The sequence below is a fragment of the Variovorax sp. J22R115 genome (genome assembly GCF_030317005.1).
Lineage (GTDB): Bacteria > Pseudomonadota > Gammaproteobacteria > Burkholderiales > Burkholderiaceae_C > Variovorax.
Window position 1 is genome coordinate 46,569 of record NZ_JASZYM010000011.1, and the last position, 25,708, is coordinate 72,276.

25 protein-coding genes are annotated in these 25,708 nt (G+C 66.2%); 17 read left to right on the forward strand and 8 right to left on the reverse strand.

Translation table 11 applies throughout. The features are described from left to right. Positions 1–255: 255 nt before the first annotated feature. The 3 genes from QTI04_RS19775 (at position 256) to QTI04_RS19785 (ending at position 2,684) form a co-directional block, all read left to right on the forward strand. Positions 256–519, forward strand: a complete 264-nt coding sequence (locus tag QTI04_RS19775) for a hypothetical protein (protein WP_286617181.1) — start codon at positions 256–258, stop codon at positions 517–519. Between the two features lie 137 nt (positions 520–656). After that, entirely contained in the window at positions 657–1,622 is a 966-nt protein-coding gene (locus QTI04_RS19780; RefSeq protein ID WP_286601661.1) for a tripartite tricarboxylate transporter substrate binding protein, read from the forward strand. 57 nt (positions 1,623–1,679) lie between these two features. Beyond that, entirely contained in the window at positions 1,680–2,684 is a 1,005-nt protein-coding gene (locus QTI04_RS19785) for an MBL fold metallo-hydrolase (RefSeq protein ID WP_286601660.1), read from the forward strand. A 5-nt stretch (positions 2,685–2,689) separates the two neighbouring features. Here the strand turns inward: QTI04_RS19785 and QTI04_RS19790 are convergent, their stop codons facing one another. After that, positions 2,690–3,451, reverse strand: a complete 762-nt coding sequence (locus tag QTI04_RS19790; protein WP_286601659.1) for an SDR family NAD(P)-dependent oxidoreductase — start codon at positions 3,449–3,451, stop codon at positions 2,690–2,692. A gap of 100 nt (positions 3,452–3,551) precedes the next feature. On the opposite strand from QTI04_RS19790, the gene QTI04_RS19795 reads away from it, so the two are divergent. Continuing rightward, the gene (locus tag QTI04_RS19795; protein ID WP_286617182.1) at positions 3,552–4,169 is read left to right on the forward strand and encodes an SOS response-associated peptidase family protein; all 618 of its coding nucleotides are present in this window, start codon (positions 3,552–3,554) and stop codon (positions 4,167–4,169) included. A gap of 3 nt (positions 4,170–4,172) precedes the next feature. On the opposite strand, the gene QTI04_RS19800 is transcribed toward QTI04_RS19795, so the two are convergent. Further along, positions 4,173–4,913, reverse strand: a complete 741-nt coding sequence (locus QTI04_RS19800; protein ID WP_286601656.1) for a Crp/Fnr family transcriptional regulator — start codon at positions 4,911–4,913, stop codon at positions 4,173–4,175. An 85-nt stretch (positions 4,914–4,998) separates the two neighbouring features. Here QTI04_RS19800 and QTI04_RS19805 point away from each other — a divergent pair, with 85 nt between their 5' ends. The 9 genes from QTI04_RS19805 (at position 4,999) to QTI04_RS19845 (ending at position 14,581) form a co-directional block, all read left to right on the forward strand. Further along, a complete protein-coding gene (locus QTI04_RS19805) occupies positions 4,999–6,960 on the forward strand; it encodes a long-chain fatty acid--CoA ligase (RefSeq protein WP_286601654.1) in 1,962 nt (653 codons plus the stop codon). Next, entirely contained in the window at positions 6,957–7,742 is a 786-nt protein-coding gene (locus QTI04_RS19810; protein WP_286617184.1) for an ABC transporter ATP-binding protein, read from the forward strand. Before QTI04_RS19805 ends, QTI04_RS19810 begins: the two co-directional genes overlap by 4 nt. Position 7,743: 1 nt before the next feature. Then, complete coding sequence (locus QTI04_RS19815; RefSeq protein ID WP_286601652.1) at positions 7,744–8,673, forward strand: branched-chain amino acid ABC transporter permease; 930 nt, start codon at positions 7,744–7,746, stop codon at positions 8,671–8,673. 134 nt (positions 8,674–8,807) lie between these two features. Continuing rightward, positions 8,808–9,872: a branched-chain amino acid ABC transporter permease gene (locus tag QTI04_RS19820; RefSeq protein WP_286601651.1), complete on the forward strand. Its 1,065-nt coding sequence runs from the start codon at positions 8,808–8,810 to the stop codon at positions 9,870–9,872. 43 nt (positions 9,873–9,915) lie between these two features. Continuing rightward, positions 9,916–11,244 carry an ABC transporter substrate-binding protein gene (locus QTI04_RS19825; protein ID WP_286601649.1) on the forward strand — a complete coding sequence of 443 codons (1,329 nt, stop codon included), beginning with the start codon at positions 9,916–9,918 and terminating at the stop codon, positions 11,242–11,244. 31 nt (positions 11,245–11,275) lie between these two features. Next, positions 11,276–12,088 carry an ABC transporter ATP-binding protein gene (locus QTI04_RS19830; RefSeq protein WP_286617186.1) on the forward strand — a complete coding sequence of 271 codons (813 nt, stop codon included), beginning with the start codon at positions 11,276–11,278 and terminating at the stop codon, positions 12,086–12,088. Further along, the gene (locus QTI04_RS19835) at positions 12,085–13,335 is read left to right on the forward strand and encodes a phenylacetate--CoA ligase family protein (RefSeq protein ID WP_286617188.1); all 1,251 of its coding nucleotides are present in this window, start codon (positions 12,085–12,087) and stop codon (positions 13,333–13,335) included. Before QTI04_RS19830 ends, QTI04_RS19835 begins: the two co-directional genes overlap by 4 nt. A gap of 252 nt (positions 13,336–13,587) precedes the next feature. Continuing rightward, entirely contained in the window at positions 13,588–13,866 is a 279-nt protein-coding gene (locus QTI04_RS19840) for a hypothetical protein (protein ID WP_286617190.1), read from the forward strand. A gap of 112 nt (positions 13,867–13,978) precedes the next feature. Next, positions 13,979–14,581 (forward strand): hypothetical protein, encoded by a 603-nt coding sequence (locus QTI04_RS19845; protein ID WP_286601645.1) that lies wholly within the window; start codon positions 13,979–13,981, stop codon positions 14,579–14,581. Between the two features lie 2 nt (positions 14,582–14,583). On the opposite strand, the gene QTI04_RS19850 is transcribed toward QTI04_RS19845, so the two are convergent. After that, complete coding sequence (locus tag QTI04_RS19850) at positions 14,584–15,225, reverse strand: bifunctional 2-polyprenyl-6-hydroxyphenol methylase/3-demethylubiquinol 3-O-methyltransferase UbiG (RefSeq protein ID WP_286617192.1); 642 nt, start codon at positions 15,223–15,225, stop codon at positions 14,584–14,586. Positions 15,226–15,241: 16 nt separating this feature from the next. After that, a complete protein-coding gene (locus tag QTI04_RS19855) occupies positions 15,242–15,682 on the reverse strand; it encodes a CBS domain-containing protein (protein ID WP_286601643.1) in 441 nt (146 codons plus the stop codon). A 144-nt stretch (positions 15,683–15,826) separates the two neighbouring features. Between QTI04_RS19855 and QTI04_RS19860 the strand changes: the two genes are divergently transcribed. Together QTI04_RS19860 and QTI04_RS19865 are read left to right on the forward strand one after the other, a co-directional pair. Continuing rightward, positions 15,827–16,582 (forward strand): SDR family NAD(P)-dependent oxidoreductase, encoded by a 756-nt coding sequence (locus QTI04_RS19860; protein ID WP_286617194.1) that lies wholly within the window; start codon positions 15,827–15,829, stop codon positions 16,580–16,582. 12 nt (positions 16,583–16,594) lie between these two features. Further along, positions 16,595–17,539, forward strand: coding sequence for an acetamidase/formamidase family protein (locus tag QTI04_RS19865; protein WP_286617196.1), 945 nt, complete (start codon positions 16,595–16,597; stop codon positions 17,537–17,539). Here the strand turns inward: QTI04_RS19865 and QTI04_RS19870 are convergent. Both QTI04_RS19870 and QTI04_RS19875 read right to left on the reverse strand, forming a co-directional pair. Next, positions 17,512–18,261, reverse strand: a complete 750-nt coding sequence (locus QTI04_RS19870) for an NAD-dependent deacylase (protein WP_286617197.1) — start codon at positions 18,259–18,261, stop codon at positions 17,512–17,514. The two genes, QTI04_RS19865 and QTI04_RS19870, sit on opposite strands and share 28 nt — an antisense overlap. 25 nt (positions 18,262–18,286) lie before the next feature. After that, on the reverse strand, positions 18,287–19,747 hold the full coding sequence (locus tag QTI04_RS19875) for an NAD-dependent succinate-semialdehyde dehydrogenase (RefSeq protein WP_286601635.1): 1,461 nt from the start codon (positions 19,745–19,747) through the stop codon (positions 18,287–18,289). Between the two features lie 184 nt (positions 19,748–19,931). Here QTI04_RS19875 and QTI04_RS19880 point away from each other — a divergent pair, with 184 nt between their 5' ends. Beyond that, positions 19,932–20,906, forward strand: a complete 975-nt coding sequence (locus tag QTI04_RS19880) for a tripartite tricarboxylate transporter substrate-binding protein (RefSeq protein ID WP_286617198.1) — start codon at positions 19,932–19,934, stop codon at positions 20,904–20,906. 145 nt (positions 20,907–21,051) lie between these two features. Here the strand turns inward: QTI04_RS19880 and QTI04_RS19885 are convergent, their stop codons facing one another. Beyond that, positions 21,052–23,160 carry a PQQ-dependent dehydrogenase, methanol/ethanol family gene (locus QTI04_RS19885; RefSeq protein ID WP_286617199.1) on the reverse strand — a complete coding sequence of 703 codons (2,109 nt, stop codon included), beginning with the start codon at positions 23,158–23,160 and terminating at the stop codon, positions 21,052–21,054. Between the two features lie 131 nt (positions 23,161–23,291). On the opposite strand from QTI04_RS19885, the gene QTI04_RS19890 reads away from it, so the two are divergent. After that, the gene (locus tag QTI04_RS19890; protein ID WP_286617201.1) at positions 23,292–24,536 is read left to right on the forward strand and encodes a helix-turn-helix domain-containing protein; all 1,245 of its coding nucleotides are present in this window, start codon (positions 23,292–23,294) and stop codon (positions 24,534–24,536) included. 4 nt (positions 24,537–24,540) lie between these two features. Here QTI04_RS19890 and QTI04_RS19895 read toward each other — a convergent pair whose 3' ends face one another. Further along, on the reverse strand, positions 24,541–25,692 hold the full coding sequence (locus tag QTI04_RS19895) for an ROK family transcriptional regulator (protein WP_286617202.1): 1,152 nt from the start codon (positions 25,690–25,692) through the stop codon (positions 24,541–24,543). Positions 25,693–25,708 lie beyond the last annotated feature (16 nt).

Consider the following 25,708-nt stretch of genomic DNA (forward strand, 5'->3'; position numbering starts at 1 on the left):
CACTCCTGCATGCTAGACAAAGGGGCCAGTCTCGGCAGGCTTGCGTAAAAAGGGAGAACAGAGTCGGGGAGAGGACGTAAAGAAAGCGTAAATGCCATCCGACTGTTCGCCCGGCACCTCCGGCAAAGTGTGCGTATTGCACACATGACCGTGCTTTTGCAATGACAGCCTCCAGGCCGTGAATTCGTTGCTATCCCGTCGCACTCTCGATGCGTACAACCCGTACATCCGAAGTGACGAAAGGGGATCACCGCCATGGACACCGAAGCAATCGCACTGGTCGTCGACGAACCGATCGCCGGCCACTTCTATTGGGTGCTGCAGAAGCAGGACGGCTGCGACTGCCGCCCGATCGACGCCGCCGCCGGGCCGATGCCGACCTACGGCGCGGCCATGATGGCCGGCATCGCGGCGCTGCAGCGTCGCGCCGACGATCGCGGCCCCGGCGGCAACGGTTCCGTCGCCGTCACGGCCTTTGTGGATCCTGCCGAGGACCTGGGTCCGCCGACCATCCACTGACGGCCGCGCGCTCTCGAGCAGTCGCCATTCGATACGGCGGCCATCTCGAATTGAGAGCGCCCGGGCTGTCTCGTTCCGGCACACTGCCGGCGCATAGCGCCGCACCTCGGCGGCGCCTCGACACAACGAGACATCCCATGATCCGAAAGCTCATTACCTCCATCGCCCTCGGGCTGGCATTCGCCGCCGCCGCACAGGCCCAGCCCTACCCCGCCAAGCCGATCCGCCTCGTCGTGCCCTTCCCGCCCGGTGGCGGCACCGACATCCTCTCGCGTCTGGTCGCGAACAAGCTCACCGAAACCAGCAAGTGGACCGTGGTGCCCGACAACCGCGCCGGCGCGGGCGGCACCATCGGCATCGCCGAAGCCGTGCGTTCAGCCCCCACCGGCTACGACATGGTGATGGGGCAGAAGGACAACATGGTCGTCGCGCCCTGGCTCTACAAGAACCTGAGCTACGACCCCACGAAAGACCTGACCGCCGTGGCGCACGTGGCCTACACGCCGGTGGTGATCGTCACCCGCACCGAATCGAACTTCAAGACGCTGGCCGATGTCGTCAACGCCGCGCGCGCGGCGCCCGACTCGATCACCTACGGCTCGCCCGGCAACGGCACGACCATCCACCTGGCCGGCGAGATCTTCAAGACCGCCGCCAACATCAAGATGCGCCATGTGCCCTACAAGGGCTCCAACGCCGCGATGATGGACGTGCTGGCCGGCAACGTGGACCTGATGGTGTCCTCGCTGCCGTCGGCCATGGGCCAGATCAAGTCGGGCAAGCTGCGTCCGCTGGCGGTGACCTCGCTGCGCCGCAGCAGTTCGCTGCCCGATGTGCCCAGCATCGCCGAACTGGGCTACAAGGACTTCGACGTCAGCACCTGGTATGGCCTCTTCATGCCGGCGGGCACGCCCAAGGACATCGTCATGACCGTGAACGCCGAGGTCAACAAGCTCCTCGCGACGCCCGAGATGAAGGCCGCGATCATCGCCCAAGGCGCGGAGCCGCAGAGCATGACGCCCGAGCAGTTCGGCACGCTGCTCAAGACGGACTACCAGAAATGGCGCGGCATCGTCCAGGCCTCGGGTGCAACGATCGAGTAGACGTCGCAGAATCGCGGTCTCAAAACATCTGGCCGGCCACCGGCGAGGAGACCGCTCTTGAAAGACAGATCCAGCATCCGGCGCCGCCTGGTCGGCGCATGTCTCCTCGGCGCGATCCTTTCGGGCTGCGCGTCCCAGCCGGCATCGCAGTCCACCGTTTCGGCGCACGTCGCCGCCGCCACGCAGGCGGCAGGCACCGATCTTCAGCCCTTGCTGGTGCTGTGCAGGCCGGCACCTGCCACCAGGCCGCCCCAAGCCGAGGCCGACCGGGGCATCGCGGCCCTCATGAACAAGCCGCCACCGCCACCGGGGCAGGCTTTCGACAACCTCTACTACGTCGGCGCCGATTGGGTCAGCGCGTGGGCCATCAAGACCTCGGACGGAATCATCCTCATCGACGCGCTCAACAACGAGGCCGAGGCGACAGCGCTGATCGATGGTGGAATGCGCAAGCTCGGGCTCGACCCGGCGCAGATCAAGTACGTGATCGTCACGCACGGTCACGGCGACCATTACGGTGGCGCCCGGTACCTGGTGCAGAAGTACCGGCCGCGCATCGTGATGAGCGAAGCCGACTGGAAGATGACCGAAACCCAACTGGAGTTCACGACGCCGCTCTGGGGTGCGCCGCCGCAGCGCGACATGGCCGTGAACGACGGCGACCGGATCACGCTGGGCGACACCACGGTCACCCTCTACCTCACGCCGGGCCACACGATGGGCACGATCACGCCGGTGTTCGACGTGAAGTCCGGCAACCGGACCTACCGCACCTTGCTCTGGGGCGGCACGGCCTTCAATTTCGGCAAGGACATTCCGCGCCTCGACAGCTACATCCAGGCGACCCAGCGAATGAGCACGGTGGCGAAGGAACAGAAAGTCGACGTGCTGCTGTCGAACCACGCGGGGTACGACAGCGCACTGCCCCGACTCGAGGCGCTTCGCCAGCAGCCCGGGCTGCAGCCCAATCCCTTCGTCATCGGCAATGAAGCCGTACTGCGCGGGCTGACGGTGATGAACGAATGCGCGCGCGCTACACGCGATCGCTTCACGATGCAATAAGCAAGTCAGGCCGGGTCGCGCACGTCCGCGACGGGATTGCTGCCGAAGTCCGCGCGGTCCAGGTACTTGAGGATCTTGGCCGCGGCGGAGGCTGGGGAGTCGAGCAGGCCTTCGGCCTTCAGTTTCTGGAAGCGCACGTAGTCCGGGAACATGCCGGGTTCGCTTTCGCGCAGTTGCACCTGCATGTCGGTGTCGATCACGCCGGGCGCGAGCGACACGATGCGGGCGCCGCCTGCACCCTTCTCTTCGAGCGCCACGGCGCGCGAGAAATGGTCCATGCCTGCCTTGGCGGCGCAGTAGGGCGCCTGGCTGCCCATCGCGTTGCGGCCGAGGCCCGACGAGATGTTGAGCACCTTGCGATCGGCGCGCCAGCCTTTGGTCGCGCCGAGAAAGGCGGAGGTCAGCAGCATCGGCGCCTCCAGGCCCACGCGCAGCGCCTGCGCCAGTTCGGTGGCCACAGCCTCCGACAACGGCCGCGGACGCCCGACGGTGCCGGCGTTGTTGATGAGCGTTGCGCTGTCGAAGGCCTGCGCATCCAGCCCCTGCAGCCAGGCCGCGAGGCGCGCGGCGGCCGCGACCGGGTCGGCAAGGTCCTGCTGCCACTGCTCCAACTCGGCGCCGGCGTCGCGGGCGAGCGCGGCAAGCTGGTCGTCGCTCTGGCGGGAGATGCACAACAGGCGCCGGCCGGGCTTCAGCAATTGTTCGGCCATGGCGCGGCCCAGGCCGCGGGATGCACCCGTGATGACGGTGAGATGAGATGAATTCATGAGCGATTTCGTGAGAAAGGTCTTGCGGGCGACACCGCACGCCGAACCGATGGTATCGGTGTGTTGACTAAAATCACCCGCCCTTCTTACATTCCCGGCCATGCCCACCCATTACCAAGCAGCGAGCGAGCCAAGCCATTTCGCCCAGCGCTTCGGTATCGCATGCGATCCCGAGGGGTCCATCGTCCGGCCGGGGGAACAAGGTCTTTTCGTGCGCCGCCCTCGCGCGGACGGCGTCGGCCAGGAGACGCCGCCGGAACGCTTCCAGATCGCTGCCGGGCGCTGGGGCCTGATCCCGCTGTTCTCGAAGGACGGCCAGGACCAACTCACGCACGAGGCTCGCGGCGAAACCGCCTCCGCGGAACGCAATTTCTACCAGCCCTGGAAACGCGGCCATCGTTGCGTGATCCTCGCGGACTGTCTGTTCCAGCCCGGCGACACCGAGGACTCGATCGTGCGGGTATCGCGCGCCGATGGCGAACCTCTCGCGTTGGCCGGCCTGTGGAACGGCTGGCGCTCACCGGCCGGCCAGTGCGTCGAGAGCTTTGCGTTGCTGACCCTCGGCGCACCCGAGCAATCTGAGCAACGCCGCACCGTCATCTTGCGCGATGCATGGATCGACGACTGGCTCCACTGCCCGGTCGAGGAAACCGCGGCCTACCTCCGTCCCTATGCCGACGACAAGCTGGTACGCGAGGCGCTGCCGGTCGACGCTTAGCCTCTAGCCCGCGCCCTTCCCCGCCAACCCGTTCGTGCGCAGCGCTTCGAGGTCGGTCACTCGAAGCCCGCCGTATTCGACGCGAATCGCGCCCTGCGCCTGCAAGGTGCGCAAGGCTTCGTTCACGCGCTGCCGCGACAGCCCGATGAGATAGGCCAGCTCCTGCTGCGTGATGCGCAGCAATTCGCCCACGCCGGGAAACAGCACCGGATTGAACAGCGCCGCCAGATTGCGCGCCACCCGCGCGTCGGGGTTGTTGAGCCGGTCGGCCTCGCGCGCGGCGATGAACTGGGCCAATCGCTCGTTGAGCTGGTTCATCACGAAGCGGTTGAATCCGATCGAGTGGTCGAGCAGCCAGTGGAAATCGTCCACCGGCAGCCCAGCCACCACGCTGCGCCGCAGTGCCTGGATGTTGTAGCGGTAGGGCTCGCGCTTGAGCGCCGTGCCCTCGCCGAACCAGCCGCCCGGCGGCAGGCCGCTGTAGGTCATCGAGGTGCCGTCCGCGTTGTCGTTGCTCATCTTGAGCAGACCCGCGACCACGCCGAACCAATAGGTGGGCGGCCGGCCGATGCGGCAAACCAGATCCCCAGGCTCGGCATCGCCGACCACCACCGCCACTTCGGCCCGACGACGCTCGATGGGTGACAGCGTGCGCAGCCAGGGGATGTTGTCGAGCTCGTCGGCGGTGGCCGGACGCACGCGGTCGCGGATTGATGAGGTGCCGCTGTCATTGCCGATTGGCATCGGGAAACTCCGGGGAGTAGTGTCCCTAGGATTGTCGTCGGAACGACAAGTTGGCGTCAAAGTTGGTTCTACAGTCCGCCCCATCGTGCAGACCACAGCCAACACCTTTCCTCGCCTGCTGCTGAACCATGCGAAGCAGCAGCCCGACGCGCCGGCCGTGCGCGAAAAGGACCTCGGCATCTGGCAGACCTGGAGCTGGGCGGAGGTTGCGCGCGAGGTGCGCGAGTTCGCCTGCGGGCTGGCGAGCCTGGGCTTCAAGGCTGGCGACAACCTCGCGATCGTCGGCGCCAACCGGCCGCATCTGTATATGGCGGTGGTCGCCGCGCAAAGCCTGCGCGGCGTGCCGGTGCCGCTCTACCAGGATGCGGTGGCCGGCGAAATGGTCTTCATGCTGGAGGACGCCTCGATCGAGTTCGTGATCGCGGAAGACCAGGAGCAGGTCGACAAGCTGCTCGAATGCCGCGAGACCCGCCCGGCGATCCGACACATCATCTATGACGACCCGCGTGGGCTGCGCCACTACGACCAGCCCGGCCTCGTGAGCCACGAAAAGCTGTGCGAGCTGGGCCGCGCCTGGGACGCGGCGCATCCGGGGTTCTTCGATCAGAGCGTGGCCGCCGGCGAGCCCGGCGACGTCGCCGTGATCCTCTACACCTCCGGTACCACCGGCCGGCCCAAGGGCGTGTGCCAGACGCATGCGAGCTTCATCGCGGCCGGCCGCGGCGGCGTGGAGACCGACAAGCTCGGCCCCGGCGACAACATCATGAGCTACCTGCCCATGGCCTGGGTCGGCGACCACCTCTTCTCCGTGGCGCAATGGCTGGTCGGCGGCTTCACGCTCAACTGCCCCGAATCGACAGAAACGGTGATGAACGACATGCGCGAGATCGGGCCGAGCTACTACTTCGGCCCGCCGCGCACCTTCGAGGGCCTGCTGACCGCGGTGTCGATCCGCATGGAAGACGCCGCCGCGCCCAAGCGCTGGCTGTACGCCAGGTTCATGGCGCTGGCGCGACGCGTGGGAGCCGACATCCTCAACGGCGCGCCCGTCGGCTTCGGCGACCGGCTGATGTACGGCATCGGCAACCTCGTGATCTACGGGCCGCTGCGCAACGTGCTCGGCATGAGCCGCATCCGCGTGGCCTATACGGCCGGCGCGGCGATCGGGCCTGATCTGTTCCGCTTCTACCGCTCCATCGGCGTCAATCTCAAGCAGTTCTACGGCCAGACCGAGACCTGCGCCTACGTGTGCCTTCAACAGGACGGCAAGGTCAAGCTGCAGACCGTGGGCAGCGCGGCACCCGGCATCGAACTCAAGATCGCGCCGGACGGCGAGGTGCTCGTGCGCGGCGTGTCGGTGCTCAAGGAGTACTACAAGCGGCCCGACGCGACCGCCGAGGTGCTCGATGCCGACGGCTACTTCCATACCGGCGACGCCGGCGTGCTCGATGCCGAAGGGCATCTGCGCATCATCGACCGCGCCAAGGACGTGGGCCGCATGGCCGCGCCGGACGGCGTTGCGGCAGGAGCGATGTTCGCGCCCAACTACATCGAGAACAAGCTCAAGTTCTTTCCGCAGATCAAGGAGGCCGTGTGCTTCGGCCACGAGCGCGACCAGGTCTGCGCCTTCATCAACATCGACTACGAGGCGGTGGGGAACTGGGCCGAGCGGCGCGGGCTGGCCTACGGCGGCTACGTCGATCTCGCGGGCAAGCCCGACGTGCTGGCGCTGGTGGCCGACTGCATCGCCAAGGTGAACACCGACCTCGCCGCGGAGGAAGGCATGGCCGACACGCAGATCGCGCGCTTCATGGTTCTGCACAAGGAACTCGACCCCGATGACGACGAGCTCACCCGCACGCGAAAGGTGCGTCGCGGCTTCATCGCCGGCAAGTACGCGGTGCTGGTGGACGCGCTCTACGGCGGCAAGTCCGAGCAATACATCGAGACGCAGGTGAAGTTCGAAGATGGCCGGACGGGCGTCGTGAGCGCCACTCTGAACATCGTCGAGTCGAAGCGCTTCGCACCCATGAAGGCCGCCGCATGAGCACGCGCAAGATCGGCGAGGTCATCCTCGACGTGCAGAACATCAGCCTGAGCTTCGGCGGCGTCAAGGCGCTGACGGACATCAGCTTCAACGTGCGCGAGCACGAAGTGCGCGCCATCATCGGCCCCAACGGCGCGGGTAAGAGCTCGATGCTCAACTGCATCAACGGCGTCTACCAGCCGCAGCAGGGTTCCATCACCTTTCGCGGCCAGCACTTCAAGCACATGAACTCGCGCCAGGTGGCCGAGATGGGCGTGGCGCGCACCTTCCAGAACCTGGCTCTGTTCAAGGGCATGAGCGTGCTCGACAACATCATGACGGGCCGCAATCTCAAGATGAAGAGCGGCCTGCTGGCGCAGGCGCTGCGCTGGGGACCGGCTGAACGCGAGGAGCTGGCGCAACGCGAGTTCGTCGAACGCATCATCGACTTCCTCGAGATCCAGCTGCATCGCAAGACGCCTGTGGGCCGCCTGCCCTATGGCCTGCAGAAGCGCGTCGACCTCGGCCGTGCGCTCGCGATGGAACCGCAGGTGCTGCTGCTCGACGAGCCAATGGCCGGCATGAACGTGGAGGAGAAGCAGGACATGAGCCGCTTCATCCTCGACGTGAACGACGAGTTCGGCACCACCATCGTGCTGATCGAACACGACATGGGCGTGGTGATGGACATCTCGGACCGCGTGGTTGTGCTCGACTACGGCAAGAAGATCGGCGACGGAACGCCCAACGACGTGCGGAACAACGAGGACGTGATCCGGGCATATCTCGGCACGGAACACTGACATGGGATTTTTTCTCGAAACCCTCTTCGGCGGCCTCATGGTCGGCATGCTCTATTCGCTGATCGCGATCGGCTTCGTGCTCATCTACAAGGCATCCGGCGTCTTCAACTTCGCGCAGGGCGCGATGGTGCTGTTCGCCGCGCTGGCGATGGCGCGCTTCGCCGAATGGATTCCGAAGTGGCTCGGCTTCGAGAGCCTGGTGCTCGCCAACGTGCTGGCCTTCATCGCCGCGATGGCCGTGATGATCGCGGTGGCGTGGCTGATCGAGCGGCTGGTGCTGAGCAAGCTGGTCAACCAGGAAGGCATCACGCTGCTGATGGCCACGCTCGGCATCGCCTACTTCCTCGACGGACTCGGGCAGACGCTCTTCGGCAACGACATCTACAAGATCGACGTCGGGATGCCGAAAGAACCGATGATGGTGTTCGAAAACACCTTCCAGGGCGGCCTGCTTCTGAGCCGCGAAGACCTGGTCGCTGCGCTCGTCGCGGCTGCGCTCGTCGTGGTGCTGGCGCTCTTCTTCCAGAAGACATCGACCGGCCGCGCGTTGCGTGCGGTCGCCGATGACCACCAGGCTGCGCAATCCATCGGCATTCCGCTCAACCGCATCTGGGTCATCGTGTGGTCCGTCGCGGGCTTCGCGGCGCTGGTGGCCGGGATCATCTGGGGATCGAAGCTGGGCGTGCAGTTTTCGCTCTCGCTGGTGGCGCTCAAGGCGCTGCCGGTGGTGATTCTCGGCGGGCTGACCTCGATCCCGGGCGCCATCATCGGCGGCCTGCTCATCGGCGTCGGCGAGAAACTGTCGGAGATCTATCTTGGCCCGATGCTGGGCGGCGGGATCGAGATCTGGTTCGCCTACGTGCTGGCGCTTGTTTTCCTTCTCGTGCGGCCGCAAGGTCTCTTCGGCGAGAAGATCATCGATCGGGTCTAGCATGAAGCTCACCCTCAAGCTTGCCCACTTCGTGTGGCCGCCAACCCCCGTCCAGGGGGCGATACCAGCGGCCCGGCAAAGCCGGTTCCGCGGTATTCCTGGAATGACCGTCGCGGCGTACCGGAGCCACTGAGATGTTCTACAGAGAAAACGGCCAGTTCAAGTCGAGCTATCGCGCCGACCAGCAGATCTTTCCGATCCTGCAGGACCGCGTGCTGATGCTCGCGCTGTTGGCTTTCGCCTTTGCCGTGGTGCCGCTGACCGCACCGGAATACTGGTTCCGCGCGATCCTGATTCCCTTCCTGATCCTGGCGCTCGCTGCGCTGGGCCTGAACATCCTGGTGGGCTACTGCGGACAGATCTCGCTCGGCACGGGCGCCTTCATGGCAGTCGGCGCGTACGCCGCCTACAACTTCCACGTGCGCATCGAAGGGATGCCGCTGATCCTCTCGCTGCTGCTCGGCGGGCTGTGCTCGACGGCCGTCGGCGTGCTCTTCGGCATTCCGAGCCTGCGCATCAAGGGGCTGTACCTCGCCGTCGCAACGCTGGCCGCGCAGTTCTTCGTCGACTGGGCTTTCCTGCGGATCAACTGGCTCACCAACAACTCGTCGTCCGGCTCCGTGACCGCTTCGGGGCTCAGCCTGTTCGGGCTTCCCATCGAGACCGCGGTGCAGAAGTACCTGCTGTGCCTGACGCTCCTGGTGGTCTTCGCCGTGCTCGCGAAGAACCTGGTGCGCAGCGCGATCGGCCGCGAATGGATGGCGATGCGCGACATGGACGTCGCCGCAGCGGTGATCGGCATCCGGCCGATCTACGCCAAGCTCTCGGCCTTCGCGGTGAGTTCGTTCATCGTCGGCGTGGCGGGTGCGTTGTGGGGCTTCGTGCACCTGGGTACTTGGGAGCCGGCGGCTTTCAACATCGACCGCTCGTTCCAACTGCTCTTCATGGTGATCATCGGCGGGCTTGGTTCGATCATGGGCAGCTTCTTCGGCGCGGCCTTCATCGTGCTGCTGCCGATCCTGCTCAACCAGCTTCCGGGCTGGTTCGGCATCTCGATCTCGACGGCGCTGGCGTCGCACCTGGAGTTCATGATCTTCGGCGCGCTCATCGTGTTCTTCCTGATCGTCGAGCCGCATGGCCTTGCAAGGTTGTGGTCGACAGCCAAGGAAAAGCTCCGCCTCTGGCCCTTCCCCCATTGATTCGTTAGCAAACCGGCACCGTGGTGCCCCAAAGGAGACTGGCATGAAACTGAAATCGCTCGCTGTGACCGCCGCCCTGGCGGCCAGCACCCTCGGCGCGATGCTCGCGCCATCGCTCGTGCAGGCACAGGCCAAGGAGCAGTTCTTTCCGCTGCTGGTGTACCGCACCGGCCCCTATGCGCCCAATGGCACTCCCTGGGCCAACGGCAAGCAGGACTACATCAAGCTCATCAACGCGACCGGTGGCATCAACGGCGTGAAGATCAGCTACGAGGAATGCGAGACCGGCTACGCCACCGACAAGGGCGTTGAATGCTACGAGCGCCTGAAGGGCAAGGGCGCAACGCTGATCGATCCGCAGGCGACCGGCATCACCTTCGCGTTGACCGACAAGGCGCCGGTCGACAAGATCCCGCTGATCACGCTGGGCTATGGCCTGTCGGCCTCGCAGGATGGCAACGTGTTCAAGTGGAATTTCCCGCTGATGGGCAGCTACTGGACCGCCGCCGACATCCTGATCCAGCACATCGCGAAGAAGGAAGGCGGCGCCGACAAGCTCAAGGGCAAGAAGATCGCGCTGGTCTATCACGACTCGCCCTTTGGCAAGGAGCCGATTCCGCTGCTGCAGGAGCGCGCGAAGATGAACGGCTTCGAGCTGTCGCTGATCCCGGTGGCCGCGCCCGGCATCGAGCAGAAGTCCGCCTGGCTGCAGGTGCGCCAGTCGCGGCCCGACTACGTGCTGCTCTGGGGCTGGGGCGTGATGAATTCGACTGCGCTCAAGGAAGCCGTCGCCACCGGCTACCCGCGCGAGAAGATGTACGGCGTGTGGTGGGCCGGCGCCGAACCCGATGTGAAAGACGTGGGCGCCAATGCCAAGGGCTACAACGCGCTGGCGCTGAACGGCTCGGGCACGCAGCCGAAGGTGATCCAGGAAATCCTGAAGAACGTCCACGACAAGGGCCAGGGCACGGGTCCGAAGGACGAGGTCGGCTCGGTGCTCTACACGCGCGGCGTGATCATCCAGATGCTGGGCGTCGAAGCCGTCCGTCGCGCGCAGGAGCGCTTCGGCAAGGGCAAGGTCATGACCGGCGAGCAAGTGCGCTGGGGCCTGGAGAACCTCGCGCTCGACCAGAAGAAGCTCGACGCGCTGGGCTTCTCCGGCGTGATGCGCCCGATCAGCACCTCGTGCCAGGACCACATGGGCTCGACCTGGGCCCGCATCGAGACCTGGGATGGCAGCAAGTGGAACATCGCACCCGAGTGGTACGAGGCTGACGAGCAGATCATCAAGCCGATGGTGAAGGTGGCGGGCGAGAAGTACGCAGGCGAGAAAAAGCTGACGCGCCGCGACGTCGCTGACTGCAGCTCCTGATTCACCGAGGTTGCACGCACTCCGACACACCATGAGCGAGCCCAAGATCCTTCTCAACGTCAACGGCATCGAGGTCATCTACAACCATGTGATCCTCGTGCTGAAGGGCGTCTCGCTCGTGGTGCCGGAAGGCGGCATCGTGGCGCTGCTCGGTGGCAACGGCGCGGGCAAGACGACGACGCTGCGCGCCGTCTCGAACCTGCTGGCCGGCGAACGCGGAGCGGTCACCAAGGGCACGATCGAACTGCGTGGCGAGCGCATCGAGGCGCTGACGCCGGCCGAGCTGGTCAAGCGCGGACTCATCCAGGTGATGGAGGGGCGCCACTGCTTCGCGCACCTCACGATCGAAGACAACCTGATGACGGGCGCCTACACGCGCACCGACGGCAAGGCGGCGGTCGCCCAGACGCTGGAAAAGGTCTACGCCTACTTTCCGCGCCTGAAGACACGCCGCACTTCACAGGCCGCCTACACCTCCGGCGGCGAGCAGCAGATGTGCGCGATCGGCCGTGCATTGATGGCAAGTCCGAACATGGTGCTCCTCGACGAGCCCTCGATGGGGCTCGCACCGCAGATCGTCGAGGAAGTGTTCAGCATCGTGAAGGACCTGAACGAGAAGGAGCGCGTGACCTTCCTGCTCGCCGAGCAGAACACCAACATGGCGCTGCGCTTCGCCGACTACGGCTACATCCTCGAGAACGGCCGCATCGTGATGGACGGAGAGGCGAAGAGCCTGCGCGAGAACGAGGACGTGAAGGAGTTCTATCTGGGTGTGGGGGGCGCGGACCGAAAGAGCTTCCGAGACGTGAAGAGCTACAAGCGGCGGAAACGGTGGCTGGCATGACGAAGGACTACTACGACGAGCTCGAGATTCGCGAGCCGGCGGAACGCGAGCGGGATTTGCTGGCCGCGCTGCCTCGACAGATCATGCAGGCGCAGACTGCTGCGTCGGCGTTCGCGAAGATCCTCGACGGCGTCAAGCCGGCCGACATCACGAGCCGCGAGGCGCTGGCGAAGCTGCCGGTCACGCGCAAGTCGGAGCTGCTGGCGCTGCAGCAGGAGCGCCGCGCGAGCGATCCGTTCGGCGGCTTCTCGGCGATCCGCTTCGGACCGAGGATGACGCGCGTCTTCGCGAGCCCCGGCACCATCTACGAGCCCGAGGGCGAGGCGCGCGACTACTGGCGCACCGCACGCGCGCTCTACGCGGCCGGCTTTCGCGGCGGCGAGCTGGTGCACAACTGCTTCAGCTATCACATGACGCCGGCCGGTTCCATCATGGAGAGCGGTGCGCGTGCGCTGGGCTGCACCGTCTTCGCGGGCGGCACGGGGCAGACCGAGCAGCAGGTGGACGCCATTGCCGACCTGCGGCCCGCGGGCTACGCAGGCACGCCGAGCTTCCTCAAGATCATCATCGAGAAGGCAGCGGAGAAGAAGGTGCCGCTGCCCTCGCTCACCAAGGCGCTGGTGTCGGGCGAAGCCTTTCCGCCGAGCCTGCGCGACTGGATCGCCGGGCGCGGCGTGACCGGCGTGCAATGCTATGCCACGGCCGACCTGGGCCTGATCGCCTACGAGACGAGAGCGCGCGAAGGGCTGGTGCTCGATGAGGGTGTGATCGTCGAGATCGTGCGACCCGGCACCGGCGATCCGGTACCCGAAGGCGAGGTCGGCGAGATCGTCGTCACCACGCTCAACCCCGATTACCCGCTGATCCGTTTCGGCACCGGCGACCTCTCCGCCGTGCTGCCGGGGCAATGCCCCACGGGCCGTACCAATGCACGCATCAAGGGCTGGCTCGGCCGCGCGGACCAGACGACCAAGGTGCGCGGCATGTTCGTTCACCCGGGCCAGATCGCGGAGATCGCTCGCCGCTTTCCGGAAGTGCGGCGTGCACGGCTGGTGGTTGAAGGTGAGATGGCCGACGACCGCATGACGCTGCGGCTCGAGTGCCCCACGGCGGCCGAGGGCCTGGCCGAGCGCATCGGCGAGGCGATCCGCGACGTGACCAAGCTGCGCGGCACGGTGGAGTTGGTCGCGCCGGGAAGCCTGCCGAACGACGGCAAGGTGATCGAGGACGCGCGCAGCTACAAATAGCGCTGCCCGGAGAAGGAGAGCAGCGGCCGGGCGCGAAAACTGCTTCTTCTTCCGCAATGGCCCATTCCTTCCAGCCGCCCGCCGCATCCCGCTTCGCCCTGCGAAATCTGCGCGCTCCCCGCTGCCTCGTCCCCGCCGGGCTGCCCGGCAACGCCAACGATGACCTCGCCGCGATCGACTGCTGGTGGACAACGGCCGCATCGCCGCCATCGACACCGCGGGAGCCATGCCCGCCGATATGGCGACCACGACATGCTCGACACCTTCACGCAGGCGGTGAAGATCCTGCACCTGGACCACCCGCTCGGCGACTGGATCCGCGCCGCCACCGAGGCGCCGGCCGCCATCATGGGCATCGAGCGCGCGGTGCTGAAAGCCGGAACGCCCGCCGACCTGATCGTGCTCAAGGCGGGCAACTATTCGGAGATGCTCGCGCGCACGCAGTTCGACCGCACGGTGCTGCGCGCCGGCCGCGCGATCGACACCACCCTGCCCGACTACCGGCTTCTTGACGATCTCATGACCGCCTGAACGCCCGATCGGGCGCAGATTTCCCGCCTTTTTGTGCGGTCTTCGTGGTGTACGGGGATTGCCTCGCGTCGCCTGGGGCCTCGCGTCAGGATGCGCGTGGCATTCTCGACCGATGACTTTCGAGAGCCTCCGAATCACGGGACGCAATGGCCAGCGCTATGAGCTCGGCACGCCCATGCACGTGCACGATGGGAATGTCCACCTCGGAACGGTCGACCCCGTCAGGGTCAGCCGCGACGGGACGGAGGTGCACATCGAGCGCTTCCTGCCGTCCCAGTTCGTGAAGGAGCAAAAGCGAAATTTCGGCCCTCTGGTCCTGCTCGAGGTCACCGCCTACCTTGCCGAGCAATTTCATGGCGTGCAGACCATCAGCTACTCGCTCAGCCGGGAAATCGAGATGCATGGCGACGGCATGAAGGTCGCCTCGGCACGCTCGGCGCTGCTGCAGGACATCGGCGCCGAAGGCGTCACCATCACGCCACGGCCGGATCACGAGACGCCGGGCAACTTCGTGGTGGAGGGGGTCTGGGCCTACAACGAGCGGAATGTCGCAGCGCTCGGTTATTGCCTGACGAGGGAGCGCGAGATCTATCGGCAGTGGGAGGCCCCGGCGAGCCAACCAGCGGCCATTCCAGCGCTGCGGGATCGCCTGCGCCAACTGCTGGCGCGGGGGGCCGGGGAAGCCGGCGCCCGGGATGGCGACGGGGCCGATTGAGTTCAGGGCGGGTCTGGCCCCGGCTTGCGCCACACGCTCGCCAGCCACGGCTGCTGGTCGAAGGGCAGACCGGTCGGACGGTAGTAATGGGCCAGCTCCACGAATCCGGCTCCCGTCATGCTGTCACGCCAGCTCGCCAGGTCATGGAAGGCGCCGTAGCGCTCGCCGCGCCAGCCTTCCTGTCCCTCACCGCGCGGGTTGGAGCTGAACAACACCCCGCCCGGCTTCAGCGTTGAATGCAGTTCCCGCAGCACCCGAGGCAGTTCCTGTGCCGGCACATGGAACAGCGCCGCATTCGCGAACACGCCGTCGAAGCGGGCAGGCGGCAGGTCCAGCGCGAGGAAGTTCTGCTGGAGCACCTCGCAGCCGCTGTGCGAGCGGGCCATTTCCGCCAGTTGCGCCGAGCCTTCGAGTCCGGTCGCGACGTGCCCGAGTTGCGTGAACGTCCGGAGATCGCGCCCGGGCCCGCAGCCGAAGTCCAGGATCTGGAAGGGCGTCGTCGCCTCGATGAACTGGAGCAGCGCCGCGATGTTCTGGCTCACGTCGTGGTCGCGCGTGGCGAGCCAGAAGTCTTCCGCTCCCCGGTCGTAGTGGGCCAGGGTCACCGCCGCGATGCGTTCGAGATCCTCGGGCGTCAGTGGCATGTTGGCGTGCAACGGCTCAGCGATGCTCTCCCGAGATGTAGTGCTGGAGCTGTTCGATGATGAAGTTCTGTTCGGAGATGATCCCCTTCACGAGGTCGCCGATCGAGATCAGGCCCGCCAGCTTGCCGCCGTCCATGACGGGGAGATGCCGCACGCGGTTTTCCGTCATCAGCGCCATGCATTCCTCGCTGGTCTGGCTCGGCCGCACATAGATCACGGCTGTGGTCATGACGTCGCTCAGCGGCGTGTCCTTGGAAGAGCGCGCCATCAACACGACTTTGCGCGCGTAGTCGCGTTCGGTCACCACGCCGACGATGCGATCGCGCTCCATGACGAGGAGCGCGCCGACGTTTTTCTGCGCCATCAGCTTGACGGCATCGAAGACCGAGGCCGTGGGCTCGATGGAATAAACCGTCGAATCGCCTTTGGCCTTGAGAATTTCCGCCACGGATTTCATGGGTTGTTCCTTCAGGAAGGGCCGGTGCCTGTCATTCTGCGCGGCCCGCACGAGCGCCACAAGCGGATGCACCGACGAGCGTGCCGACATTTACAGCCCTTGCGCAGGCGCTCAGAATTCAGTCCCCCAAAAAGGAGAGTTGCCATGGATCTCGGACTCAAGGGCAAGCGGGCTGTCATCACCGGTGGCAGCCGGGGTATCGGCAGAGCCATTGCCGAATGTTTCGCCGACGAAGGCGCGGACGTCTCGATCTGTGCGCGCAAGGAGGACGAGGTGGGCGAGGCGGCGGCCGCACTGCAGGCCAAGGGCGTCAAATCCTTCGGTCGCGCGCTGGATGTGGCCGATGGATCCGCGTTGAGTGCGTGGATCACTTCGAGCGCCGGCGTGCTGGGCGGCATCGACGTGCTGGTGTGCAACGTGAGCGCGCTCGCGGTCGGAGACACGGCGGACTCCTGGGAGAAATCGTTCCGGACCGACATGATGCACACCGTCAACGCGGTGGCCGCGGCAGTTCCGTTCCTGGAGAAGTCCGACAGCGCTTCGATCGTGCTGATATCGAGCGTCTCCGGATTCGAGGTCGACTTTGCCGCCGGCTCCTACGGTGCGATCAAGGCGGCGCTGATCCACTATGCCAAGGGGCTGAGCCGGCAGCTCGTCGGCAAGGGCATCCGTGTGAACTGCGTCTCGCCGGGCAACACCTACTTCGACGGCGGCATCTGGCAGACGATCGAGAAGAACATGCCCGACCTGTACGCCTCGACGCTCAAGGTGAATCCCACCGGCAAATTCGGCACGCCGAGCGAGGTGGCGCGCGGCGTGGTGTTCATTTCGAGTCCCGCGGCCAGCCGCATCTCCGGCACCAACCTGGTGATCGACGGCGCGCTCACGGTCGCGGTCTAGGAGACCTGCGTCATGAAGGATCTCGCCACCCATCACACGATCCACAAGGATCACATCCACCACGGCTGGAACAACGCATTTCCGCCCTGCCTGACCATTGCACCGGGCGAGACCGTGCAGTTCGAGACCGTCGATGCGTCCTCCGGCCAACTCTCGCGGACGTCCACCGCCGCAGATCTCGCGAAACTCGACCTCGCCCACGTGAATCCCGTCACGGGACCGGTCTACGTCGACGGCGCGAAGCCGGGCGACGCGCTCAAGGTCACCGTGCTGTCGCTGCGGCCCTCGGGTTGGGGATGGACCGGAAACATTCCGGGCTTCGGGTTGCTCACCGATCAGTTTCCAGACGCGAGACTTCATCACTGGAATTACGACCCCGGACTGAAGCCGGCGATGTACGGACCCGGGGGACGCGTGCCGCTCAGGCCCTTCACCGGGACCATCGGCGTCGCGCCGGCCGAGCCCGGCTTGCACAGCATCATTCCGCCACGCAACGTCGGCGGCAACATGGATGCACGCGACATCGCGGAGGGTACGGAGCTCTATCTCCCGATCGAGGTCGACGGCGCGATCTTCTCGGTCGGCGACACGCATGCGGCGCAGGGCGACGGCGAAGTCTGCGGGACGGCCATCGAAAGCTCCATCGACGTGGCCCTCAAGTTCGAACTGGTGAAGGACGCCCGCCTGCGCTCGCCGCGCTATGTCACGCCCGGCCCCGTCAGCCGCCATTTCGACACGAAAGGCTACGAGGTGACGACAGGCATCGGCCCCGACCTGATGGCCGGCGCCCGCATGGCGGTCTCCGAGATGATCGAACTCCTGAGCCGGCGCTACGGCTACGAACCGGTCGATGCCTACATGCTGTGCAGCGTATGCGCCGACCTGCGCATCAGCTCGATCGTCGACGTACCGAACTGGGTGGTCTCGTTCTACTTTCCGAGGGTGGTGCTGGAATAGTTCAGGCTCGCCAGCAGGCGGGGCATCAGATCTTCCGAAGCGCCTCTGAGCACGGCAGATGCCGAGGTGTCCAGATGCAGCGGCTCCATGTTGAGCGTGATGAGCCTGCCCCCCCTGGAAAGCGCCTGCAGTGGCAGGTCCGCGGCCGGATAGACCACGGCGGTGCTGCCGACCACGACGAAGACGTCCGCCTCCAGCGCCGCGGTCTGGGCGTCCAGCAGCACGCCCTGGTTCAGCATCTCGCCAAACATCACGACGTCCGGCCGCGCGCGAGAACCACAGCGCGTACACCGATGAAAGAGCCAGGGGCCGCGACGGTTGCCGCAGTAATCGCAACGCCAGCGGCGCAGCGATCCGTGCAGTTCCAGAACGTCCATGCCGCCGGCCAGCGTCAGGAGCCCGTCCACGTTCTGCGTGATGAGGCGCGTCGAAGGCCGAAGGCGCTGCAGTTGAGCCAACGCGAGGTGCCCGGGATTGGGCTTGGCGGCCTCGACAACGGCGAGGCGCCGCGCCCAGAACTTAGAGAAGCCGGCCGGATCCCGCTCGAGGTCGTCGACGTGCGAGAAGCGGACCGCGCTCTGGTTCATCCACAGGCCGTCGGCATCGCGGTAGGTCGGGATGCCGGAGGCCTTGGACAGGCCGGCGCCAGAGAAAACGACGATGCGCCTGGCATCGCGCAGCAGCTCGATGGCCGTGTCGAACTGCTTCTTGCTTTCAGTCATCGATCGGAGTCCTACCCGCCCGCCCCTACTTGTCGAGCCCCGCGAGGCACACGTACTTGATCTCCAGGAAGTCGTCGAGGCCGTACTTCGAGCCTTCGCGGCCCAGCCCCGACTGCTTGACGCCGCCGAAAGGCGCCTCGGCCGTCGAGATGAGACCCGTGTTGACGCCCACGATGCCGCATTCGAGCGCCTCGGCGACGCGCATGATGCGGCCGATGTCACGGCTGTAGAAGTAAGAGGCGAGGCCGAACTCGGTGGCGTTGGCCAGCGCGATCGCCTCGGCTTCGGTATCGAAGGCGAAGATGGGCGCCAGCGGGCCGAAGGTTTCCTCGTGCGCAACCAGCATGTCCGCTGTCGCGCCGCCGATCACCGTGGGCTGGTAGAAGCGCCCGCCCAGCGCGTGGCGCTGGCCGCCGGCGAGCACCTTGCCGCCCTTGGCGATGGCGTCGACGACGTGCTGCTCGATCTTGGCCACGGCCTTGTCGTCGATCAGCGGCCCCTGGTTCACGCCGGGCTCCGTGCCGTCGCCGACCTTCAGAGCATTGACCTTGGCGACCAGCTTCTGCGTGAAGGCCTCGAGCACGCCCCGCTGCACGTAGATGCGGTTGGCACACACGCAGGTCTGGCCGGTGTTGCGGTACTTGGAGACCATCGCGCCTTCGACGGCCGCATCGACGTCGGCATCGTCGAACACGATGAAGGGCGCGTTGCCGCCGAGTTCGAGCGACAGCTTCTTGATGGTATCGGCGGATTGCTTCATCAGCGTGCGGCCCACTTCGGTCGAGCCGGTGAAGCTGAGCTTGCGCACGATGGGGCTGCGCGTCATCTCGCCGCCGATCTTCGAGGCCGAGCCGGTCAGCACCGACAGCAGGCCCTTGGGCAGGCCGGCGCGATCGGCCAGTTCGGCGAAGGCGAGCGCCGAGAACGGCGTCTGCGTCGCGGGCTTGACCACCATGGAGCAGCCTGCCGCCAACGCGGGCCCGGCCTTGCGAGTGAGCATCGCGGTCGGGAAGTTCCAGGGCGTGATCGCGGCCGTGACGCCGACCGGTTGCTTGAGCGCGAGGATGCGGCGGTCGGCCTGCGGCGCCGGGATGGTGTCGCCGTACACGCGGCGCGCCTCCTCGGCGAACCATTCGATGAAGGACGCCGCATAGGCGATCTCGCCCTTGCTCTCGGCAAGCGGCTTGCCCTGCTCCGTGGTCATGATCAGCGCGAGGTCGTCCTGATTGGTGAGCATCAGGTCATTGAGCTTGCGCAGGATGGCGGAGCGTTCCTTGGCCGGCCGTTGCGCCCAGGCGCGTTGCGCAACCTCGGCCGCGGCGATGGCGCGCACGGTCTCGTCGGTGCCGCACATCGGCACGGTGCCGATCTGCTCTCCATTGGCCGGATTGATGACCGGAACGGTTTCACGGTTATCCGCGTCCACCCATTCGCCGGCAATGAAAACCTGCTGGCGCAGCAGGGTTGAATCCTTCAGTTTCAACATGTCTCGCACTCCGTGGATAGAGGACGGCACGATACCCGTGATGGCGACTGCCTACATCGGCCGCGCCCTAAAACCACCACGCATGCGCATTCCTTGGCCTCGATCAAGGACTTCGGGAAAATCAGCTGTGGTCAGGGTGCGGTCAGCCGATAAGATCGCGGCCAATTTTCAATTCGGAGAGATCATGAAGAAACTGCTCGCCTTGACGGCCATCGCCGCAGCGGTAGTGGGCGCCCATGCCCAGGACTTCCCAAGCAAGCCCATCAACATCGTGGTGCCTTTCGCCGCCGGCGGCCCGACCGACCGCGTCGCGCGTGATCTGGCCGAGGCTCTGCGCAAGCCACTGGGCGGCGTCAGCATCGTGGTCGACAACGTGCCGGGCGCCGGCAGCTCGATCGGCGCGGCCAAGGTGGCGCGCGCCAATCCGGACGGCTATACGCTGCTGCTCAACCACATTGGGATGTCGACCATTCCTACACTGGTGCGCAATGTGCCCTTCAAGGTCGAGACCGACTTCGAATACCTCGGCATCGTCAACGACGTGCCGATGACGCTGATCTCCAAGCCCAGCATGCAAGCGAACAACTACAAGGAGTTGAGCGCCTGGATCGCGGCCAACAAAGGCAAGATCAACCTCGGCAATGCCGGCGTCGGTTCGGCCTCGCACCTCTGCGGCCTGCTCTTCCAGACCGCCACGAAGACCGAGATGACGCCAGTGCCTTACAAGGGCACGGCGCCTGCCATCACGGATCTGATCGGCGGGCAGATCGACCTGCTGTGCGACCAGACGACCAACACCTCGCCGCAGATCGAAGCCAAGAAGGTCAAGGCCTTCGCGGTCACCACCAACAAGCGGCTGACGACGCCGCTGCTGAAAGACCTGCCGACGCTCCAGGAATCGGGCCTGAAGGACTTCCAGGTCACGATCTGGCACGGCCTGTATGCGCCGAAGGGCACGCCGGCGGCTGTCACCAAGAAGCTGAACGACGCGCTGAAGGTGGCACTGAAGGATCCGGACTTCATCAAGAAGCAGGAAGGCCTGGGTGCCGTGGTGGCGAGTGACGGCCGGATCGAGCCCGATGGACACAAGAAGTTCGTCAACGCCGAGATCGCCAAGTGGAGCCCCATCATCAAGGCCGCGGGCGTCTACGCTGATTAAATGGGCTCGCCCCCCAGGCTTGCTCACTTCGTGTAGCCGCCTACCCCCTGCCGGGGGCAACACCAGCGGACCGGCGGAGCCGGTTCCGCGGTGTTCCACCTACTCAAAAGCCCCTCAACGAGGGGCTTTTTCTATTCTTGCCGCGCTATTTTGGTCTTATTGCGTCTGCGGTGCCTTGGATGAAGGCCTTGATTTTCTCGACGTCCTCGGGCGTCAGCTTGCCGCTGAAGTCGGGCATGCCCCGATCCATCGCCGGGCCCTTGAAGACGGACTTGTCGAGGTTCTCGATGTAGGACGAGTTCATGTAGCCCAGGTTCGGGATGTTGCCGCCGCGGTCCACGCCCGGCACGCCGTGGCAGAAGACGCAGTTGCTGACGTAGAGCATGGTGCCGGCCTCGACCTTGGCCGGGTCGTACTTCACGCCCTGCAGCAACTTGTCCATGCGGTACTGCACGAATTCCGGCTTGGGCGCATTGCCGCCGACGGCGAAGGTGTAGACGGTGCCCGGCCCCTGCCGATCGGTCGCGCGTTGGGCGAGGCCGTAGACTCCGCCCCAGCCGACCGCCACCGACACGTACTGCTTGCCGTCCACGATGAAGGTGGCCGGCGCGGCGACCACCCCGGTGCCGGTCGGCGTTTCCCAGAGCTTCTCGCCGGTCTTGGCGTTGTAGGCGACCAGGCGACCGTCGGCCGTGCCCTGGAACACCAGGTTGCCGGCGGTGGTGAGCGTGCCGCCGTTCCAGGGCGACGCGTGCTCGACACCCCAGGCTTCCTTCTGCGCGACCGGATCCCACGCAATCAGGCGGCCCATCGGCTTGCTCGCGGGCGGCTGCGCATTGGCAAACATCGCGGTGTTCCAGCCCAGCGCCGCATGAGGCCGGCCGGGAGAGTTCTCGTTGAACTTCCAGTCCTTGTCGTCCATCAGGTTGAGCGGCACGTTCTGCGCCGGCAGATAAGCCAACCCTGTCTGCGGATTGAAGGACATCGGATGCCAGTTGTGCGCGCCGAAGGGGCCGGGGATGCTGTCGCCGGGCTTCGTGTTCTGCCGCGCGGCGGCGATTTCGATCGGCCGGCCGTTCTTGTCGAAGCCGCTGGCCCAGTTCACCTCGACGAAATTCTTCGCCGAGATGAACTTGCCATTGGTCCGGTCGATGACGAAGAAGAAGCCATTCTTCGGCGCATGCAGGATCACCTTGCGCGGCTTGTTGTCGATCTTGATGTCGGCCAGGATCATCGGCTGGGTCGATGTGTAGTCCCAGTTGTCGCCGGGCGTCTCCTGGTAGTGCCAGACGTACTTGCCGGTGTCGGGGTTGAGCGCGACGATCGACGCAAGGTAGAGGTTGTCGCCGCCCTTCGGGCTGCGCTTGCCGTGCGCCCACGGCGAGCCATTGCCGGTACCCACATACATGAGGTTGAGCTCCGGGTCGAAGGTCAGCGTGTCCCACGCCGTGCCACCGCCGCCCGCTTCCCAGTACTTGCCGCTCGGGTCCCAGGTCTTCGCGGCCTTGGCCATCGATGCGTCCTCGAAGGGCTTGGACGGATCGCCCGGCACGGTGAACCAGCGCCACTTCTGGTCGCCCGTGGCGGCGTCATAGGCCGTGACGTAGCCGCGCACGCCGTACTCCGCGCCGCCGTTGCCGATGATCACCTTGCCCTTGAATACGCGCGGTGCGCCGGTGATGGTGTACGACCTCGCGTGGTCGATGATCGTGTCCTTCTCCCAGACCGGCTGGCCCGTGGCGGCGTCGAGCGCGATCAGGCGGCCGTCGTACGAGGCGACGAACACCTTGCCCTGGTAGAGCGCGACGCCACGATTGACCACGTCGCAGCAGCCCCGGTAGCCCTTGGAACGGTCGACCTTCGGGTCGTAGGTCCAGATCTTCTTGCCGGTGCGCGCGTCGATCGCGTGCACCACGCTCCACGAGGCGGTGACGTACATGATGCCGTCGACGACCAGCGGCGTCGCCTCGACGCCTCGCGTGGACTGCAGGTCGTAGAACCACACGAGGCCGAGATCCTTCACGTTGCCCGCGTTGACTTGGTCGAGCTTGCTGAAGCGGGTCTCCGCGTAGTCCAGCCCGTAGCTGGGCCAGTCCGGTGTCTTCGCGGCGTTGGCGCGAATGAAGGAACCATCCACGCGCTGCGTGGCGGCCTTGATGTGCTCGGGAGAGCCTTTGGCGGGTTGGGCCGATGCGGTCGCGGCAGCCAGGCACAGCAACGCGCCGATCGTCAGCGCGGCGTGGGTCTTGGTCATCGTGTCGTCTCCTGTCGTTGTGAGGCGAAGGATCGCCCCGGCAGGCGCTTTGTTCATCTTCGGGATTTCCCTAGACCCGGACTGTTCCATTGCGGAACAGATTCGACGTCTTTCCCCACTCTGGAGACGGCATGCCCCTGTCAACACGCAATCCGGCGGGTGGTCCTCGACAGTTGTTCACGAAGACGTCCGCCGATCGCGTCGCGCTGGCCCGGCAGCAGTTCTTCGAGGAAGGCGTTCGCCCTTCGGGCCTGATCGGCGAAGCGGTGATCCAGTCGTGGATGCGCTGCACGCGGACGCACGGCGACCGGCGGCGCGTCGTGGGCTTCGATGCGGTCACGCCGAGTCGGCTGCATGCGACGCTGGGCCGCAATCGTGAACTGCTCGAAGCCGCGCGCCAGGAGCTGGTGGGCATGGAAAGCTCGCTGGCCGGCACCGATTGCCGCGTGCTGCTGACCGATGCGCACGGGGTGATCGTCCATGTGACGCAGCATCCGTCGACCGCGCAGCAGCCGATCCTGCAGAAGACGGCGCGACTGGGCGTCAACATTGCCGAGAGCGTGGTCGGCACGACGGCGCCGGGGATCGTCGCGACGACCGGCAAGGCCTGCACGGTGGACGGCGCCGAGCACTACTTCGAGTACCTGCGCGAGATGCAGTGTGCGGCAGCGCCGATCCGCGACGTGCACGGGCGGCTGGCGGGCGTGCTCGATCTCACGGTGGAATCGCGGCGCTTCGGCTTCGATGCGGCGTCGATGGTCGCGCTCTATGCCACCACGATCGAGAACCGCCTGCTCCTGGCCCAGTCGCAGGACCGGCTGGTACTGCGCTTCCAGGCCAGCCCGACGCTGCTCGGCACGCCGCTGGAGGCGCTGGCGGGTATTGCGCCGGACGGCACGGTCGCCTGGCTGAACGCGGCCGGCTCACGGCTCATCGGCGGTGTGCCGGACGCCGGGCCGTGCGATGTCGAGATGCTGTTCGGTCTCGACCTCGCGGGCCTGCTGCGCATGGGCCGCGGCGAAGCGGCGCAGCCCGTGCGGCTCGCGAGTGGGCTCGGCGTGTGGTTGCAGGCCCGGCTGCAAGCGCGCGACGGGGTGGATTTCGGGCATGCGGTGAGCATGGCGCCGGCGATGCAGCCCATCGTGCCCGAGGTGAATGCGGAGTCCGCGGAATCGGAATCGGCACAGCCGTCAGCAGCCGAATCGCGATCACTCCCCGAAGGCGACGGCACCTTGCGCGGCCACGGCCGGAAGTTGATCGAAGAAACGCTGGCCGCGCACGGCGGGAACATCTCGCATGCCGCGCGCCAGTTGCGGGTGTCGCGCGGCACGCTGTATCGCCACCTCAAGAGCTGGCGGATCAACGACGCCGAGTGAGGCGCTACACGCCCGATTCGGCCGCTGCCGCACGCTCGCGCCGCGCTTCCGAATTCGGATGCAGCGGCCGCAAGTACTCGTGCAGCGCCAGTGCCGCCGCGCCGACCGCCGGCGCCCATTCGCCGTAGCGCGCCGGGCGCACCACCGGCGGCGGCATGCCGGCGCTTTCGGCGTAGCGGCCGACGGTGTCGATGGCAAGTCGCAGCAATTCCGGATGCGCTTCGCACGACTTGCCACCCACGACGATCGCGCGCGGCTCGAAGGTCACCCACAGGTTCTGGAGAAGCACGCCGAGGAAGGCGGCGGCACGGCGCAGATCGCCTGCCTCGCGGTCGAGCACGCGCGAGCTGAGGAAGACTTCGGCGCAACCCTGTCGCCCGCACAAGCATCGCGGCCCGTCGATCTGCAGCACCGTGTGGCCGATCTCGCCCGCCATGCCCTGCGCGCCGATGAAGAGCCGGTCGTTCAGCACGATGCCGGCGCCGACGCCGACGTCGCAGCTCACGAAGACCAACGGATCTTCGCCCTCGCCGTCGGAGAACTCGAATTCGCCGAGCGCGCCTGTGTCTGCGTCGTTCTGCAGTTGCACGGCAATGCCCGACACACCCTCACGTGCGAGCGCTTCCGTCAGTCCCGGCAGCAGGCTGACGTTGCGCCAGCCGAGGTTGGGCGCAAAGCGCACCACGCCGGTCGCGTCGTGCACGGCACCCGGAACGCCCACGCCGATGCCCGACAGACTCAGCCCCGACGCCAGCAGATGCCGATGCGCAGGCGCCACCATGCGCGCGACCTGCGCACACACCACCGAAGGCGCGTGGTCGCCGAGCGGTTGCGCATCGGAATAGAGCACATCGCCCTGCAGCGAGACGCACACGACGCGCACGACCTCGATGGCGATTTCCACGCCGATCAGCGCGCGCACGCCGACGTTGATGCGCAGCGGTGTCGAGGGTCTCCCGAGCCCGTCGACGACCGGCGCACCGGCTTCGTCGAGCCAGCCGTCGTCGAGCAGCTCGCGCACCAGCAGGCTCACAGTCGATTTCGTGAGGCCGCTTTCCGCCGCCAGCCGCGCGCGCGAAAGACCTGGCCGCGCTCGCAGCAGCCGCAGCAACACACTGCGATTGATGCGCCGGACCAATTGCTGGTCACCGATCATGAATCCACCCCCAGGC